The sequence below is a fragment of the Undibacterium sp. GW821-FHT11H02 genome, from assembly GCF_058808015.1.
Map to the genome: position 1 here is coordinate 75,038 of NZ_JBXARG010000016.1, position 16,515 is coordinate 91,552.

At 45.9% G+C, this 16,515-nt stretch carries 12 protein-coding genes and 1 tRNA gene; 9 read left to right on the plus strand and 4 right to left on the minus strand.

Features of this window, described 5'->3' with window-relative positions; all coding sequences use genetic code 11:
* Positions 1 to 179: 179 nt before the first annotated feature.
* From mutY to mutM, 4 genes are all read right to left on the minus strand, one after another.
* Positions 180 to 1,409, minus strand: a complete 1,230-nt coding sequence (mutY, locus tag AC1RR2_RS15565; RefSeq protein ID WP_493223186.1) for an A/G-specific adenine glycosylase — start codon at positions 1,407 to 1,409, stop codon at positions 180 to 182.
* 50 nt (positions 1,410 to 1,459) lie between these two features.
* The gene (locus tag AC1RR2_RS15570; RefSeq protein WP_493223187.1) at positions 1,460 to 2,539 is read right to left on the minus strand and encodes a WD40/YVTN/BNR-like repeat-containing protein; all 1,080 of its coding nucleotides are present in this window, start codon (positions 2,537 to 2,539) and stop codon (positions 1,460 to 1,462) included.
* A gap of 79 nt (positions 2,540 to 2,618) precedes the next feature.
* Positions 2,619 to 4,544, minus strand: a complete 1,926-nt coding sequence (locus tag AC1RR2_RS15575) for a dynamin family protein (RefSeq protein WP_493223188.1) — start codon at positions 4,542 to 4,544, stop codon at positions 2,619 to 2,621.
* A gap of 153 nt (positions 4,545 to 4,697) precedes the next feature.
* Positions 4,698 to 5,519: a bifunctional DNA-formamidopyrimidine glycosylase/DNA-(apurinic or apyrimidinic site) lyase gene (gene mutM, locus AC1RR2_RS15580; RefSeq protein ID WP_493223189.1), complete on the minus strand. Its 822-nt coding sequence runs from the start codon at positions 5,517 to 5,519 to the stop codon at positions 4,698 to 4,700.
* 277 nt (positions 5,520 to 5,796) lie between these two features.
* Here mutM and AC1RR2_RS15585 point away from each other — a divergent pair, with 277 nt between their 5' ends.
* The 9 genes from AC1RR2_RS15585 (at position 5,797) to AC1RR2_RS15625 (ending at position 16,503) form a co-directional block, all read left to right on the plus strand.
* On the plus strand, positions 5,797 to 7,668 hold the full coding sequence (locus tag AC1RR2_RS15585; RefSeq protein ID WP_493223190.1) for a tetratricopeptide repeat protein: 1,872 nt from the start codon (positions 5,797 to 5,799) through the stop codon (positions 7,666 to 7,668).
* Between the two features lie 43 nt (positions 7,669 to 7,711).
* Complete coding sequence (gene lolB, locus AC1RR2_RS15590; protein WP_493223191.1) at positions 7,712 to 8,335, plus strand: lipoprotein insertase outer membrane protein LolB; 624 nt, start codon at positions 7,712 to 7,714, stop codon at positions 8,333 to 8,335.
* An 80-nt stretch (positions 8,336 to 8,415) separates the two neighbouring features.
* A complete protein-coding gene (ispE, locus tag AC1RR2_RS15595; protein WP_493223192.1) occupies positions 8,416 to 9,288 on the plus strand; it encodes a 4-(cytidine 5'-diphospho)-2-C-methyl-D-erythritol kinase in 873 nt (290 codons plus the stop codon).
* A 108-nt stretch (positions 9,289 to 9,396) separates the two neighbouring features.
* Positions 9,397 to 9,473 (plus strand) — tRNA-Gln (locus AC1RR2_RS15600).
* A gap of 150 nt (positions 9,474 to 9,623) precedes the next feature.
* Positions 9,624 to 10,580, plus strand: coding sequence for a ribose-phosphate pyrophosphokinase (locus tag AC1RR2_RS15605; protein ID WP_314858166.1), 957 nt, complete (start codon positions 9,624 to 9,626; stop codon positions 10,578 to 10,580).
* Positions 10,581 to 10,718: 138 nt separating this feature from the next.
* Positions 10,719 to 11,306, plus strand: a complete 588-nt coding sequence (locus AC1RR2_RS15610) for a 50S ribosomal protein L25/general stress protein Ctc (protein WP_493223193.1) — start codon at positions 10,719 to 10,721, stop codon at positions 11,304 to 11,306.
* A gap of 229 nt (positions 11,307 to 11,535) precedes the next feature.
* A complete protein-coding gene (gene ggt, locus AC1RR2_RS15615) occupies positions 11,536 to 13,314 on the plus strand; it encodes a gamma-glutamyltransferase (RefSeq protein WP_493223194.1) in 1,779 nt (592 codons plus the stop codon).
* Positions 13,315 to 13,513: 199 nt separating this feature from the next.
* On the plus strand, positions 13,514 to 14,302 hold the full coding sequence (locus AC1RR2_RS15620; RefSeq protein WP_493223195.1) for an oxygen-binding di-iron domain-containing protein: 789 nt from the start codon (positions 13,514 to 13,516) through the stop codon (positions 14,300 to 14,302).
* A 443-nt stretch (positions 14,303 to 14,745) separates the two neighbouring features.
* Positions 14,746 to 16,503: an ATP-binding protein gene (locus AC1RR2_RS15625; RefSeq protein ID WP_493223196.1), complete on the plus strand. Its 1,758-nt coding sequence runs from the start codon at positions 14,746 to 14,748 to the stop codon at positions 16,501 to 16,503.
* Positions 16,504 to 16,515: the final 12 nt, after the last annotated feature.

Consider the following 16,515-nt stretch of genomic DNA (forward strand, 5'->3'; position numbering starts at 1 on the left):
TCCTTAACTACCAATTCGAAAAAATGACTCTAACAACAGAGCATCATTCTAGCGATTAGTATAAGAAAAATGTGCAAATGTGACCAAATCCGAACAGACGTGACGAAGTACGAAAAATCTGGAATGAAGTTCGACAATACTTAACCCACTTGACCGATGCGACTATACGTCAATCAAAGTTACTGTCTTCTCAAACTTAATAGCAGGGTCTTTACTGGCGCAGGTAATGGGGCTTGCTCAATTTGGGTCAAGGGATACCATGCGACATTTTTTTCTGCAATAAAATGCAGGCGTTGCGATAAGCGAAAATGCAGTGGGCGTATATAAAGTTTGAAATGCGTAAAACCATGCATCAACTCGGGCAAATCAAGCGACGAGGCAATCTCACCAAATTGCCTGACAAAATTCACTACTTGTTCATCCGAACTCATGAGATAGGGATCAGCCAATAGAGGCGTTGCAACATCGGTTTGAAACAAATCCGGCGCAGCTGCTTTGCCATTGCCTTCGCGCATGCCGTCAAGCTCAGGCAAAGACAAGAGTCCACCCCAAATGCCACTATCAGGCCTTAGCTCCAACAATATGTCACCCTCGTGTTCTAAAACTAAGAGTACAGCGTGTTTTTCTTTTTGCTCGCGCTTAGGTTTGCGTACAGGTAATTCAGCCGTACGCTGAGTCTGGTGTGCGATACAGCTTTGTTGCAATGGGCAACGCTGACAGGCAGGACTGCTGCGGGTACATAAAGTGGCACCCAAATCCATCAGGCCTTGCGTATAAGATTGAATATCTTGCTTTGGTAATAAAGCATTCGCGCGCAGCCATAAATCATCTTCCACGGCCTTAGCACCTGGAAAACCTTCGATTCCAAACACGCGGGCAAAAACGCGTTTCACATTACCATCCAAAATCGCGGCCAAAGTACCAAACGAAAATGCCGCCACCGCTGCCGCGGTCGATCGGCCTATGCCGGGCAATTCTTGCAATAAAAGTGGATCACTGGGGAAATTGCCCTTAAATTTTTCCACGACTTGTTTAGCGCATTGATGCAAATTACGGGCGCGAGTGTAGTAGCCCAAACCAGCCCACAGCGCCATCACTTGTTCAGATGGGGCTGCTGCCAGATCATGTACGGTCGGGAAGCTCTCCAAAAACCGCTGGTAGTAGGGAATGACCGTTGCAACCTGAGTTTGTTGCAGCATGATTTCAGACAGCCAGACACGATAGGCGTCGCTAGTTTGCTGCCAGGGCAAACTATGCCGTCCATGCTGTTTTTGCCAAGCGATCACTGCATTTGAAAAACTGGGATCGTAATACGGCGACGCTTCCTGCAATACGCTATGACTACGAATCACTTTCTTGGCAGGGCTAGCTTCTTGCCTGCCATTTAACTTCGCTGAAGCTTTTTTCATGTACCCAAGACTCGATTCGAATTCGACTTATTGTTTTACTTTGCACCGACTTATTTTGCCAGACGCTTACCGGCATACTTCATGACTAAGCCCTTAGGGCCCACTGCCCATCCATGTAAAGCATCAGCAAATCCAAGTGCGTTCAAAGGTGTTTCCCCCAGCACCTCCCAACTCTTGCCAGCATCTTTCGTGACACCGGAACCCGCTAGTCCGCCCACGACAAAAGTATTGCTTTGTCCGGGAACTGCCATCACTACCGATAAAAACCCCATAGGTAAAGCAGGATTCGCACGCCATGTTTTTCCACCATCCTGACTAATAACCGCATTGAGCGTTTCAGCTTTCGCTTTCTGATAATCTCCACCTACAGCAAAACCAGTTTGTCCATCTGCAAACGCGACTGAAAACAAACCTTTGGGCGGCGCACCAGCAGGTATCGCAGTTTCCGCCACGCTCCAGGTTTGACCACGATCACTAGAATGAAATACGCGTGCTTTCTCAGCACCGCCGGTAGCGAACCAGACATCTTGTTTGCCGTGAATCGCAATACAAGTGCCGCTGGCAGCAAATGCGCCTTCATTTGCTAAAGCTTTCAATTGATTTAAATCACGCGCCGCGTTTTGCCAGCTTTTACCACCATCATGGGTGATCAAAACTTGAAATTGACCATTGATAGGATCGCCGAAGATTACACCGTTTTGCGCATCCCAAAAATCGATCGCATCCCAAAATCCATTCGCATCGCCATTTACTGTCATCAATTCCCAATGTGCGCCACCATCGACGGTTTTGTATATGGTCGATGCTTTTCCCGGACCGGCGCTCATTGCGATGGCGGTAAATTTATCGATACCTTGAATATCGCGAAAATCTAAACTAGCCGCATCCGGAATTTTGCTGGCGATCGAGACGTTTTCCCAGTTTTCGCCATCCACGGTACGCAATACAGTTCCCTTTGCACCGCTAGCCCAGGCAACATTGCGATTCACCACTGACAGACCACGTAGTTCAACTGTGACGCCACTATCGATTTTTTTCCAGGCATCTTGTGCAAATGCAGGCAAACCAAGTGCGCATAAAGTTAAAACGATCGTCGTTTTTTTTAATTTTTGTGCAGTGATCAGTTTCATATTTTTTCGGTTGCTCCAAATAGAAAAGACGCCGGTCATTTTTGACCAAGCGTCCGTCAGGTTTCTTAAGTCTAATAAATTAAACTGCACTCATCTCAGAAGCCAAAGCTTTATTGATATTATTGCGAAGTTCCTCTAAAGTTTTTTTCTGTACTTCTACTTCTGCATGCAGATTCTCGAAGCTGGCAATTTTCTCTTCCAGGCTATCAGTGGCAACATGGATGCGCTGTATAGACTGCATACGATTTTTTAATTGATTTTTATGTTCACGGATCTGTGCTTCTATCGGCGCCATCACCACTTTTTGCCAAGCTTCCACGTCACGATTTGCCTGTGAAAAACTCTGTTTAACACGTGCAGAAATCGAATCAAAAAACTTTTGCATCAACACTTTTTGCGATGTCGTCATCAAAGTGATGGTGTTAAATTGGCGCAGAAAAACCTGTTCGATAGTACTTACTTCTTGCAAGTATTTTTCGAGTGAAAAAGGCATGGGTGAAGTCAACGCGAGACCGTGTTCAGTTGAGAATTTACGGTACATGATGGACATCATTTCTGATATCTCATCAGTCTTACGATTGGAAGCCGCCAAGTTCAGCTTAATCTGTTCAAAAAAATCTTTAATTGCTTCCTTCAAGCCTAAAGAGAAGCGGCTCTTTTCCATCGCTTCACGTGCGGTCGCAATTTCAGCTTTCAACATGTCCATGCCTAAGGTGGTGTAGACCTCGGTCGATAAGCGCGTGAACACGGCACGCGTACCCTGCATCTTAATCAAGCTAGCATCGAATTCCTGCTTTTCCATGGTCACACGCTTCATCATGTGTTCCACCACATTTTGATTCTTACCGCGTAGGCTCTTGAGCTCATGTAGTTGTTCGTCGACACCACGTGCGCGCGCCACAATGATGGCTTGTTGACCATCTGCGATCTCATGTATGTCCGTACTCAATTGAGATCGAATAATGTTCTTCTTAGACGGAATGAGTTCTTTCGATAAAGCGTATTCCAATTTTGGCAAACGACTCTTGGCCAATAAAGGTGCGTCTTTATTGATCTTCGCCACCAATCCTTTTTGCGCTGAGATGGGGAAAACCTGATTTTCTTCTGTCGACAGATTGTGTGCCACCGTCGTAATTTGATGTTGAATCTGCGATTCAACTTCTTCTACCGTACGCAATTCATCCCACATACTATCGATCTTATTCAAGACCACCATACGTCCCGGGCCGCCACCAATATGATTGCGCCAGACATCAATATCACTCTTGGTAACCCCTGTATCTGCGGCTAAGATAAACAAGACTGCATGAGCATTCGGTATCAAATTCAAGGTCAATTCCGGCTCAGTACCAATCGCATTCAAACCCGGCGTATCGACGATAATCAAACCTTGCTTCAATAATGGATGGGGGAAATTAACAATCGCATGGCGCCATTGTGAAATTTCAACCAAACCATCTTCATCAACTTCTAAAGCGGCATCGGGATCGGCTTCATCGTATAAACCATAAGACTTCGCGACTTCTTTAGTCACTTTCTTGGTCAAGCTTACCTGCTTAAAAGCTTCCAACATACCATCACCCGATTTCGGATCGAGCGGCAGCACAGTCCAGATATGATGATGACCTTTGTATTCAGTCGTACTCAGAGTTTCGCTACGAGTTTCTATCGGCAACAAACGTATACAAGGCGGAATAGTTTCGTCATACATGAGCTCAGTCGGACACATGGTGGTACGGCCTGCTGATGAAGGCAATATCCTCTGTCCATAGTCAGCAAAAAAAATCGCATTGATAAGCTCGGATTTGCCGCGCGAGAATTCAGCGACAAAAGCAATGGTCAATTTATCATCGACCAGGCGCTCTTTCAGGCGCGCTATTTTTTGATCAAGGGCACTGTCAGCAAAATCAGATCCAGCAATCCAAGCACGATATTGCTCTATGGCATGCGCAACTTCTTTACGCCAAGCACTGTATTCCTGGAAATTCTGAACCAAATTACTCATATCATCCTCAATATTTTTCTTGCAACATTTATTGCCGCTGCTGCCAGCATTGCCACCACATTACAGTCCGAATAGTCACGCTTTTGACCTAGCTTTCATTCATATCGAATTAAAGCCATACCTAAGTGACTTATGGCAAAACGCCATTCTGGCTTATTTTTGACAATTAACACAATAAAAGCTGCTACGTTGCCCCTGCTTAATGTGTCTAATTATTCCTTGACAAACACGGCAATGCTCTCCAGCACGATCATAAACGAAATACGACTGCTGGAAATAGCCTGTTTTGCCGTCAGCACCGACAAAATCTTTTAAAGTACTGCCACCCTGTACAATAGCCGCCGCCAAAATTTGTCGTATCGCTATCACCAAGCCTTGATAACGTTTAAGGCTGATGCGCTTGGCCGAGGTTTTGGGATTGATTCCAGCTTGAAACAAACTTTCGGAAGCATAAATATTACCAACACCGACCACCACATCGCCCGCCAGTAAAACTTGTTTGATCGCAGCACTACGCTGACGCGTCTGTTTAAATAGCAATTGCGCATCAAAACCATCCTGCAAAGGCTCTACGCCCAAATTACGTAACAAAAGATGTTCATCGATCGCACCTTCGGCAACGTCATGCCATAGCACAGCGCCAAAACGCCGTGGATCAGTCAATCGTATTAGTTGATTGCCAAATACGATATCAACATGGTCGTGTTTTTGCGCTGGCGTTCCGAGAGGCATGACGCGCAAATTGCCAGACATGCCCAGATGTATTAACACCGTTCCGGATGCAAAATGTAACAAAAGGTATTTGCCCCGGCGCCCCGTTTTTTGCAAGCGTTGTCCCACTATCTTGTCTTTTAGCTGTAAAGGAAAAGGCCAACGCAAGCCTTCACGCCGCAGAATCAGATCTGTTACGACATAACCTTCAATATGCGGAGCAAGTCCTAATCGTGTCACTTCAACTTCGGGTAGTTCAGGCATGGGGCACTCGTTTAATCGTCAAATTCGTACTTTAAAAAATGTATTAGCAAGCCAAATAGATGTTTGGGTTCTGTGCTTAGTTAGTCCTGCCATTCCAGTTTTGGCTGATACAATTTGCTATAAGCCCGCTTTGAATACAGCGTAAAATCAAAGCTTAGTGTCACCAATCACAAGAATTAGTAAGCCCGCTCATACCAGCTATCGTCAATAAAATATTGACGATAGTTTCACAGAAGGAATGGCATTGAAGAATTTGTTTCTCGCTCAAAGTCCCACTATGACTATTGTACCCAGAGTTATGCCAGCAAAGCTCGCCAGACAGACAAACCCCGCACAATTCAAGATAAAAGGACATCTTTCCGGGTCGCGGCGCGTCAAGAGCCTGCTTTTACCATCACTAATTGCTACGCTTATTTACGGTGCGATAGCCCATGCTCCAGTGCAAGCACGTCAAGCCGGAGCCACGATTATCAAGAACAAACCCGCGCCAGCAAAGACTCTGACAGACAATCAAACGCAATTGCCAAATGTAGAATTAAGCAAAGATATTCTGTACAAACTAACCACTTCTGAATTAGCAGTACAAAGAGGTGAATGGCAGAGTGCTTTTGTCACAGTTCTTTCAGTTGCACAGCAAACCCGCGATCCACGCCTGGCCAAACGTGCCATGGAAATTGCCATGGGTGCGCAGCAGATGGATGAGTCCATGGCAGCCTTACGCTTGTGGCGTGAGTTAGCACCGGGTTCAAGCGAAGCTGAACAATACTATCTCAGCCTGATGGTGGTACAAAATAATTTCGCTGAGATACAAAAATTATTCTCAGAAAAATTGCGCACTAGCGATCTCACTGAACAGATAGCACTGATCCATCAGGCGCAGCGAGTCTTGGCACGTATGCAAGACAACAAGCAGGCCTTCAGCACGCTGGAAGCAATATTGCGTCCTTATGCCTCAAGCTTTGACGCTCGTATTGCGCTGTCCCGTGGCGCTTACCGGAATAAAGATAGTGTCCGCGCCCTAGCTGAAGCAACAGCAGCAACACAGTTACGCCCAGATTCAGAGTTAGCGGTATTAAGCTTGGCTCAGGCATCAGAACCGCAGGAGGCATTAAAACTGATTGCCACTTATTTACAAAGACTACCGCAAGCAAAAGAGGTTCGTCTTGCCTACGCCACCATGCTAATTGAAAATAAACAATTAGCAGCGGCCAAGCAGGAGTTTCTGTATTTGCTGAACGCACAAGAAAGCAAGGGTGATTCCACGACCCAAAGTCTCTACACATTGGGGGCAATCGAGATGGAATCAGGTCAGCTTGATGAAGCAGAAAAATACTTTCTTCTCTTCTTAAAACGTACTACCGAAGAAGATGATGCCAGCCCCGTCTACGTCAATCTGGCACAAATTGCCTTGCAACGCAAAGACAAAAAAGCGGCTGACCAATGGCTATCGAAAGTAGAACGAAGAGATGGCAGGAACCCCGCTTGGTTCAATATTCAAATGCGGCGCGCCATGCTAATTGCCAGCGATGGCAACTACGCCGAGGCACGCAAATTCCTGCAAACTGTGACACCGGAAAAAGATGCTGAAAAAGTTCAATTATTGCAGACCGAAGCTCAAATCATGCGGGACGCCGGACAGCATCTAGAAGCCTTTGTCGTACTGCAATTAGCACTAGGTGAGTACCCGGGCAGCACAGAATTACTCTATGACTTTGCCATGTTGGCAGAGCAGCAAAAACAATATCCAGAAATGGAAGCCGCGCTCAAGCAATTAATTCAAATGGTACCCAATAATGCGCTTGCCTATAATGCGCTGGGCTATTCTTATGCCGATAGAAATATCGAACTGCAAAGCGCTCAGCAACTAATAGAAGCCGCTAATCAACTCAATCCAAACGATCCCTATATTTTGGATAGTATGGGCTGGGTTAAATTTCGTCTCAATAAAATGGCAGAAGCCGAGCAATTTTTACGTAGCTCCTTCGCTCTACGGCAGGATGTTGACGTCGCTGTGCATTTAGCAGAAGTGCTATGGGTGCAAGACAAGAAAACTGAGGCCATGCAATTATTTAGCGAAGCCAGAAAAAAAGACAATAACAATGCCTTACTGAAATCAACCTTAGAACGCTTAGGCCTGATCTTGCCGTGATTTTAGGCAAAAAACTAATCAACACGCGTAAAACCAACAAATAATGAATATTGCCCCCGCACACCCTACACGCCGCTACTTCAACTTGATCTGTGGACTATTGCTGCTAGCCTGTTGCACGCTCTTAAGTGCTTGCAGCAGCACAAAATCGCTGACACCACAACAAGCTGCAATGCCGCGCAAGCTGCAAGAAAATTTGCAATTGAATGGACGCCTCTCGATACGATATCAACAAGATCAGCAAGAGCAAAGCGTCAATCTTAATTATGAATGGCAACAATCGCCGACAGAGCTACATATCAGTCTGAGCTCTTTTCTGGGTCAAACTGTCGCGAATATTCACCAAACGCCCATGGGGGCGAGTCTGGAGCAAGCCAAACAAGATACCCGTTACGCTCCCGATATCGAACAACTACTGATCGACAACTTAGGTTGGTCTATTCCTATTGACGATTTAAGAACTTGGTTACAAGGATTTGATTTACAAGCTAACAAAGTGGCCGTCGCTATCCCAGCCCAAGATGATTTTCAATTGCAATCAAAAGGCTGGCAACTGCGCTTCGTAAAATGGCAGGAAGACGCAGGACAAATTCGCCCTAAACGCATAGACTTGGAAAAAATGACCGAGCAGTTTGGCTTGGTCAAAATCGGCATCATAATCATGTAAGTTTCTTAATTGCCGCCACAATGAAGTTTTGACTATTTGAACCAATAAGTCTCAATAAGTCCCATCATCTGACAAATCGCATGAGCATTTCAACACCTACCAATCGTCAGTGGCTAGCCTGCCCAGCCCCTGCCAAACTGAACTTGTTTTTACACATCACGGGTCGGCGTGCCGATGGCTACCACTTATTGCAAAGTGTATTTCAATTGATAGACCGATGCGACAGCTTGGACTTTCATGTACGCGACGATGGCGTCATTCGAAGAATGAATCAAGTCCACGGTGTGCCTGAACAAACTGATTTAGTCATACGTGCAGCGCGTCTGCTGCAGCAACATAGTCATAGCCAACTCGGCGCCGATATTTACCTGCACAAAAACCTACCTATGGGCGGTGGTGTTGGCGGCGGATCGTCCGATGCAGCAAGCACCTTGATGGCCTTAAATCATTTGTGGCAATGTGGCCTGGATCAGGCACAACTCATGCAACTAGGCTTGCAATTGGGTGCAGATGTCCCTTTTTTCATTTTTGGACAAAATGCTTTCGTGGAAGGCATAGGCGAGCAAATGCAAGCTGTGAATACTGCCGAGCAGTGGTTTCTTGTCATAGAACCCGGTGTGCACGTGCCAACCCCTACAATATTTTCCGCCAAAGAGTTGACAAGAGATACGAAGTCCGTCAAAATAACGGACTTTTCCAATGCAGCGAAAGTTGAATGGAAAAATGATTTGCAAGCTGTTGCTTGTGCTTTACATCCTGAAATTGCAAACGCCATTAACTGGCTCAAGCAATATGAAGTAAATCAGGGTGATGCCAAGATGACGGGATCGGGTTCTTGTGTTTTTTGTGCTTTTCAAAATGAAGACGCGGCAAAAAATGTTTTACAGCAAGTACCGCATCACTGGACATCGTGGATTGCTAAAGCCTTACAACAGCACCCTATAAATTTATAGGCTGCAATATAAAAATTTGGTTGATTGCGGATTTCGAGATAAAATAGCGGCTTCGCTGATTATCAAATAAAATGCGAAACGAAGTAAGCAATTGATAAAAAGTTGTGTAGGGGAATCGCCAAGCTGGTTAAGGCACCGGATTTTGATTCCGGCATGCAAAGGTTCGAATCCTTTTTCCCCTGCCATTTAATTCCCAAGCCGCCGCATACAAAATGATGCGGCGGCTTTTCGGTTTTTTACGGCAGTATTTTCAGTAATCATTACAACAAGAATTCTAAGCGTGATACTGAGTATTGTTCTCTTGAAGTGGCTTTTTTATTCCCTTAGGTGATCTCATGGCACACGCTCTCGACAACATGATGGTCTTTACCGGTAATGCCAATCCTGCTTTAGCCGCAGGCGTTGCAAAGCAACTCGGCATTCGTCTCGGTAAAGCTGACGTTTCCAAGTTTTCTGATGGCGAGGTGATGGTTGAAATCAATGAAAACGTGCGCGGTAAAGACGTTTTCGTATTGCAATCAACTTGTGCGCCGACCAATGACAACTTGATGGAAATCATGTTGATGGTCGATGCTTTAAAACGTGCTTCAGCCGGTCGTATCACCGCAGCAATTCCTTATTTCGGTTATGCGCGTCAAGATCGCCGCCCACGCTCTGCACGGGTTGCGATTTCTGCCAAAGTGGTAGCGAATATGTTGGAAGAAGCCGGTGTTGGCCGTGTTTTGATTATGGATCTGCATGCCGATCAAATTCAAGGCTTTTTCGACATTCCGGTAGACAATATCTACGCCTCACCGATCTTGTTGGGTGATTTGGTTGCCAAGAATTACGATGATTTATTAGTAGTTTCTCCTGACGTTGGCGGTGTGGTTCGCGCCCGTGCTTTGGCAAAACGTTTGGGTTGCGATTTGGCGATTATCGATAAGCGTCGTCCAAAAGCTAATGTGTCCGAAGTCATGAATATCATTGGTGAAGTCGATGGCCGTAACTGCGTGATCATGGATGACATGGTAGATACCGCTGGCACTTTGACTAAAGCAGCTGAAGTATTAAAAGAACGCGGTGCGAAAAAAGTTTTAGCTTACTGTACGCACGCTGTCTTGTCTGGCCCGGCAATTGACCGCATCAACAATTCACCACTCGATGAATTAGTGGTCACCGATACGATTCCTTTGTCGGCCGCTGCACAAGCTTGCCCTAAGATTCGTCAGCTGTCTTGCGATAGTTTGTTGGCTGAGACTTTCCGCCGCATTACTAAAGGTGAGTCAGTCATTTCTTTGTTCTCAGAATAAAGATTTAGAATTTGGTTTTTCTGTTTTGGTGTACAAAATCACATCAAAACTTTTTTCGCTCTCCTGGTCGCGGGAGAGTCAACGCAAAATGAGCGCAGTTCAAACTGCGCATAAGTTTGCTTATTTTGGAGTATTAAAATGAAAGTAGTCGCATTTGCACGTAATGTACAGGGCACCGGAGCGAGCCGCCGCCTGCGTAATGCTGGTCAAACACCAGGTATCATCTACGGTGGTACAGAGCCAGCAGTGAATATCTCTTTGGATCACAATGCATTGTTTCATGCATTGAAAAAAGAAGTATTCCACTCTTCCATTCTCGACATGGATGTTGATGGTAAAGTAGAAAAAGTATTGTTGCGTGACTTCCAGATGCACGCGTTTAAACAATTAGTATTGCACGCTGATTTCCAACGCGTTGATGCTAACAAGAAAATTCACGTTAAAGTGCCTTTGCACTTCATCAACGCTGACATCTCTCCAGCAGTGAAGTTGTCTGCAGCAGTGATCAGCCACGTTGCAGTTGAATTGGACGTAGAATGCTTGCCAGCAGATTTGCCAGAATTCATCGAAGTTGATTTGTCTACAGTTGAAGCAGGTCAATCCGTACACGTATCTGCATTGAAATTGCCAAAAGGCGTTTCTGCCGTAGTACACGGTGATGACGCAACTGTTGCTATCGCTGTCAAACCAGCTGGCGCAACTTCTGCAGAAGCTGAAACAAAATAATTTAAAAGATTTTTTCTTTTAAATTGAAAGCCACCCTCGCAGGTGGCTTTTTTTTCGTCTCTAGATAGATACAAATCAATCCAAATTCATAGTGAATTTACTTCTCATATTTTTATGGCGAGACGAATTCAGGAATCAAATCTCGACTTATCTCCGATAGTTAGCGACAATCAAGTTTTTCTACAACACAAGCTCGGTAAAACGCAGCACTTTGCGTTGTTGCCCGGTTATGCATTACTCAAGGAAACGCACAGTGTCCTCATTAAAAAGAATAGGTTTTTCTATCATCGCCGCGAGCTTCGCCGTTTCTCAATTCGGCTTGATCGCAAGCACCAGCTATGCCCAAGGCACAGGCGCGCAAATTCAATATGACACCAGTTACGACATCCTCAGCCCGGTACGTGCTAAACATGGCATGGTATCGAGTGAACAAGGATTGGCCAGTCAGGTTGGCTTGGACGTGTTAAAACGCGGTGGCAATGCGGTAGATGCCGCTGTTGCAGTCGGCTTCGCACTGGCTGTCGTCTTGCCACATGCAGGGAATATTGGTGGCGGTGGCTTTATGTTAATTCATGATGCCAAGAGTGGCAAAGACATCGCTCTCGATTTTCGCGAACTCGCACCTGCGCTCGCCCATCGCGATATGTTTTTAGACTCCAATGGCAAAATTATTCCTGGCAGCTCCACGTCTACCCATTTAGCGGTCGGTGTGCCGGGCACAGTTGCTGGCTTGGATCTGGCTCTGCGCAAGTATGGCAGCATGTCTTTAAAAGAATTGATCGCCCCCTCAATTAAGCTGGCAGAACAAGGTTTTGAAGTCACGCCCTATTTAGCCCAATTGTTGGAAGCCAGCCGCAACCAACTCGGCAGATGGCCTTCCAGTCGCGCCATCTTTTTCAATGGCGACAGGCCTTTGCGGGCAGGTGAACAATTAGTCCAAAAAGATCTCGCCAATTCGCTGCGCTTGATTGCACAACAAGGTCCAAAAGCTTTCTACGAAGGTGTTATCGCGCAAAAGATTGTCGCCGAAATGAAAAATCATGGCGGCATGATCAATGCAGAGGACATGAAGAATTACAAAGCTGTTGAACGGGAAGCGGTGAAAGGGAATTATCGTGGCTATCAAGTCGTATCTATGCCGCCACCGAGCTCTGGCGGCGTGCACATCATTCAGATGTTGAACATGCTGGAACATTTCCCCATAGGGCAACAAGGCTTAAACAGCGCGCAGAATATCCACACCATGACAGAAGTCATGAAACTGGCGTATGCCGATAGAGCAGAATATTTGGGCGATCCCGAATTTGTTAAAGTACCGCTCAATGGTTTAACTTCCAAAAAATACGCGGATGAATTGGTCAAAAAAATTGATCAGACCCGCGCCACGCCCTCACTTCAAATCAAACCTGGCAAACCTCTGCCCTACGAAAGTGATCAAACCACACATTATTCAGTGGCAGACAAATTCGGTAATGTTGTAGCAACCACTTACACACTCAATCTTTTATTCGGTAGTGGCATCGTTGCCACCGGAACCGGCATTACGCTCAACAATGAAATGGATGATTTCTCGGTCAAGGCGGGCGTACCGAATGCCTTTGGCCTGATTGGCGGCGAAGCAAATGCTGTCGCAGCAAAAAAACGCCCACTCAGCTCTATGACGCCAACCATGGTATTAAAAGACGGCAAACCATTTTTGGTCACGGGAAGCCCGGGTGGCAGCCGCATTATTACTACCACCTTGCAAATCATTTTAAATGTCATTGATCACCAATTAAACGCTGCAGAAGCGACTATTGCGCCGCGCATACACCATCAATGGGAACCTGATGTCACACGTCTGGAACGCGGCTTCAACCTCGATACATTGGAACTTCTGAAACAAAAAGGACACAAGTTTTCTATAGGACGTTCTATGGGCAGAACACAAACTATCAAGATAGGCGAAGAAGGCTTTGAAGCTTTTGCCGATCCACGCAATCCTGATGGTCGAGCTTTGGGATATTAGTCCCTACGACATACAGTTGAGAGCCCCGACCAGATCGGGGCTTTTTTTATCCTCATTGTGTTTTGTACTTCTGGCTTGGTGCCCGCAGCTTCTTTATGCATTTGCAGCAAAAACTTAATCCACATCAAATTTCGATTTATTGCTTCAACTAAAATGGTTTTCTAATATCCCAACTTAGTGCCCAATAACAGGAGTCGATGTGGCGATTGAACTTTTCAACAATGGCAAACATAGCTGCATCATGTTCAATGACCTGGTCACCGGTTCCACTGAAGATGCGGTGCAAGCCAACCAATTTTTGATCGTCTCCGGCGGTCAAGGTGCCTTGATTGACCCATCCGGCAACATCACCTACAACGCGCTCACCTTGGCGATGCAAAAGTATTTGCCCAAAAAGAATTTGGCATTTCTGTTCGCCTCACATCAAGATCCGGACATAATCGGTGCGCTAGACAAATGGCTATATAGCACCGAATGTCATCTTTATGTTTCACAATTATGGGCACGCTTTGTACCGCATTTTTGTAATTTAAATCGTGCTGATGGCCGCATTATCGGCATTCCCGATGAAGGTATGCCAGTACCTATGATAGCGTCGACCTTGTACGCGGTTCCTGCCCATTTCTTGCATGCCGAGGGTAATTTTCAATTTTATGACAGCACCTCAAAAATTCTGTTTTCGGGCGACATGGGTGCATCCTTGGTGGAAGCGGAAAGTATACATAAGCCTATCACCAGCAAAGCCGAATTCTATGATCAGCTCCATACCATGAGCGGCTTTCATCGACGCTATATGGTGTCGAATAAAGTCTGTCGATTTTGGGTGAATATGGTGCGTCAGATGGATGTCGCTATGTTAGTCCCGCAACATGGCCGCTACATGACAGGCGAAGCAATTCCTGCGTTTTTAGACTGGATAGAAAACCTGCAATGTGGAATTGATTTATTCACGCAAGAGCATTATCGTTTCCGCCCCCTGCCAGTTTAAACACCTCGCTTGGTGTTCTGCACTTCTTGAGTTGGCCATATCGGCACTCATCATGCCCGTTTATGAGTAGTACTTAAGTTGATTTCACCTCAGGCTTAGCGAACGATCTCAAAAACCACAGATTGGGTGAAATTCACTAAATGAAAAACGATGCATGGCGGCGCGAGACATTGCAAGGTGAAAAGCCAGCAATGCCATAGCATACGACGAATGCAAAGCTCGACAATTGAGCAATCCTAGCTAGTCAATCGAAGTAACTATCTTCAATTGTGGAGAAATGATGGAGATAATGAATCAAAGTAAAAAAGAATTTGCGATCTCCCATAAAAACATCTTTTATGTGTTGAATCTCTCTAAAAGCTTGGCATTCTTGCTGAGTCACACTACACTCGACGCAAGGCTTCATTCCACTATTTTTTCGCTAAGATCTCGTCCACTTGACCGTGAAATTCTCCATCGGCATACGTCTGTTTTTTGCAGTGTTACTCTCCATTTTGAGCGTTGCATTAGTCAGCCTGCTCGTCATGAGCGAAAAGGTTATATCCAACTTCTCTGACTACGCTGCCAACATCGATCTCGATCGCTTACATGAAGTATCGAATGAATTGAGTGCTCAATATAGGGTTAATCGAGATTGGTCTTTTTTACCGAATACGCCTGAAGAACAACGTCTCTGGTTTGGTAAAGAACTGACACGTATACACGAAAAACGCGAACGTAAAGCGCAACTTAGAGCGTCAGCTACTCATTCAACATCCAATACAATCGCGACAGCAAAAGCGGAGGACGTAAAGGCGGCTAAACTACCCCGTTTACCACCACCTCCACCCTATAGAACGGCACCTCTGCCAGATCTTCAGCTGGCGCCTGCAACGGCATCAACAACCTCAAACAGTAACAGCACTCACGGCACAACAAACAAAACAGTAGCGCCGCCAGAACCACCTGCCCCCCCAGCAACGCCAAGTCCTCCAGAACCGCCCGCGCCCCCACCACTACCACCATTGCCTACACCTATGGGTGCGCAAGAACCAGCAGCTTCATCCATAGCCAGCAAGCAAAGTAAGGAAGCGAGTAAAACTGCAGGGATTGAAAAAGGTGATCTCTATCTGCGAATAACTTTACTTGACCGAGATTCGCGCTATCTAGCCGGGCTGCCTGATAATCCTCTTGGAAAAAATTTCCGTTACCTGTATCTTGATGGCGAGCAAATTGGGTATTTATTGGTGAAGAAAACCACCACGCAGCCAGATCAATTCGCGAGCGAATTCTTACAAAGTTATGGTCGCACCATCGCGATGATAGGCATACTCAGTGTATTGTTAAGTGCTGTTGCAGCGAGCTTGTTGGCCGTACATTTTCGCCGGCCAATCCGACATTTAGCCCAAGGCGCAAAACAGCTGTCTGAAGGCCGTTACAGCACACGACTTAACATTACTCGCAGTGACGAATTGGGGGAATTATCCGATAGTTTCAATGCCTTAGCCGAAAAGCTAGAACAAGCGGAAATCAGTCGCAAGCAATGGGTGGCTGATACCTCACATGAGTTGCGCACACCAGTATCCGTGCTGCGCGCGCAAATTGAAGCGATACAAGATGGCGTCAGAACCGCTAGTCCCGAGAATATCGCGCTTTTGTTACGTCAGGTCATATCGCTCAACAAATTAATTGATGACTTATATGCTTTAGCGCGAGCTGATATTGGCGAACAGGTTTTTCAAATTCAAAGACTTTGCCTAAATGATTTAATTGATGAAGTGCTTGATAGCTTCTCAGAAAAATTAGTGCGAGCGCAGCTAACTTTGGAGACGGCTTACCGAAACCAAGACCACGACAAAATTTACATCATGGCTGACCCCGAACGCTTGCGCCAAGTATTCATTAACTTACTCGAAAACAGCGTGCGCTACACTGCATCGGGCGGCCAAATCCGTCTCACTATTGCACAAGAATCAGCAGGTTCAAAATCAGAGCTTGTAATCGCGCTTGAGGACAGCGCACCTGGTGTACCTGAGCCTGCATTAAAGAATTTGAGTGAGCGTTTCTTCCGCACTGAAAGTTCCCGCAATCGCCAACACGGTGGCTCTGGCCTAGGACTGGCACTGTGCCGCCGCATCATAGAAGCCCATGGTGGAAGCATCCATTTCTCACACGCCGATCTGGGTGGCCTATGCGTGACAATTCATTTAGCTCAAACTTAATGCTCACTAGGT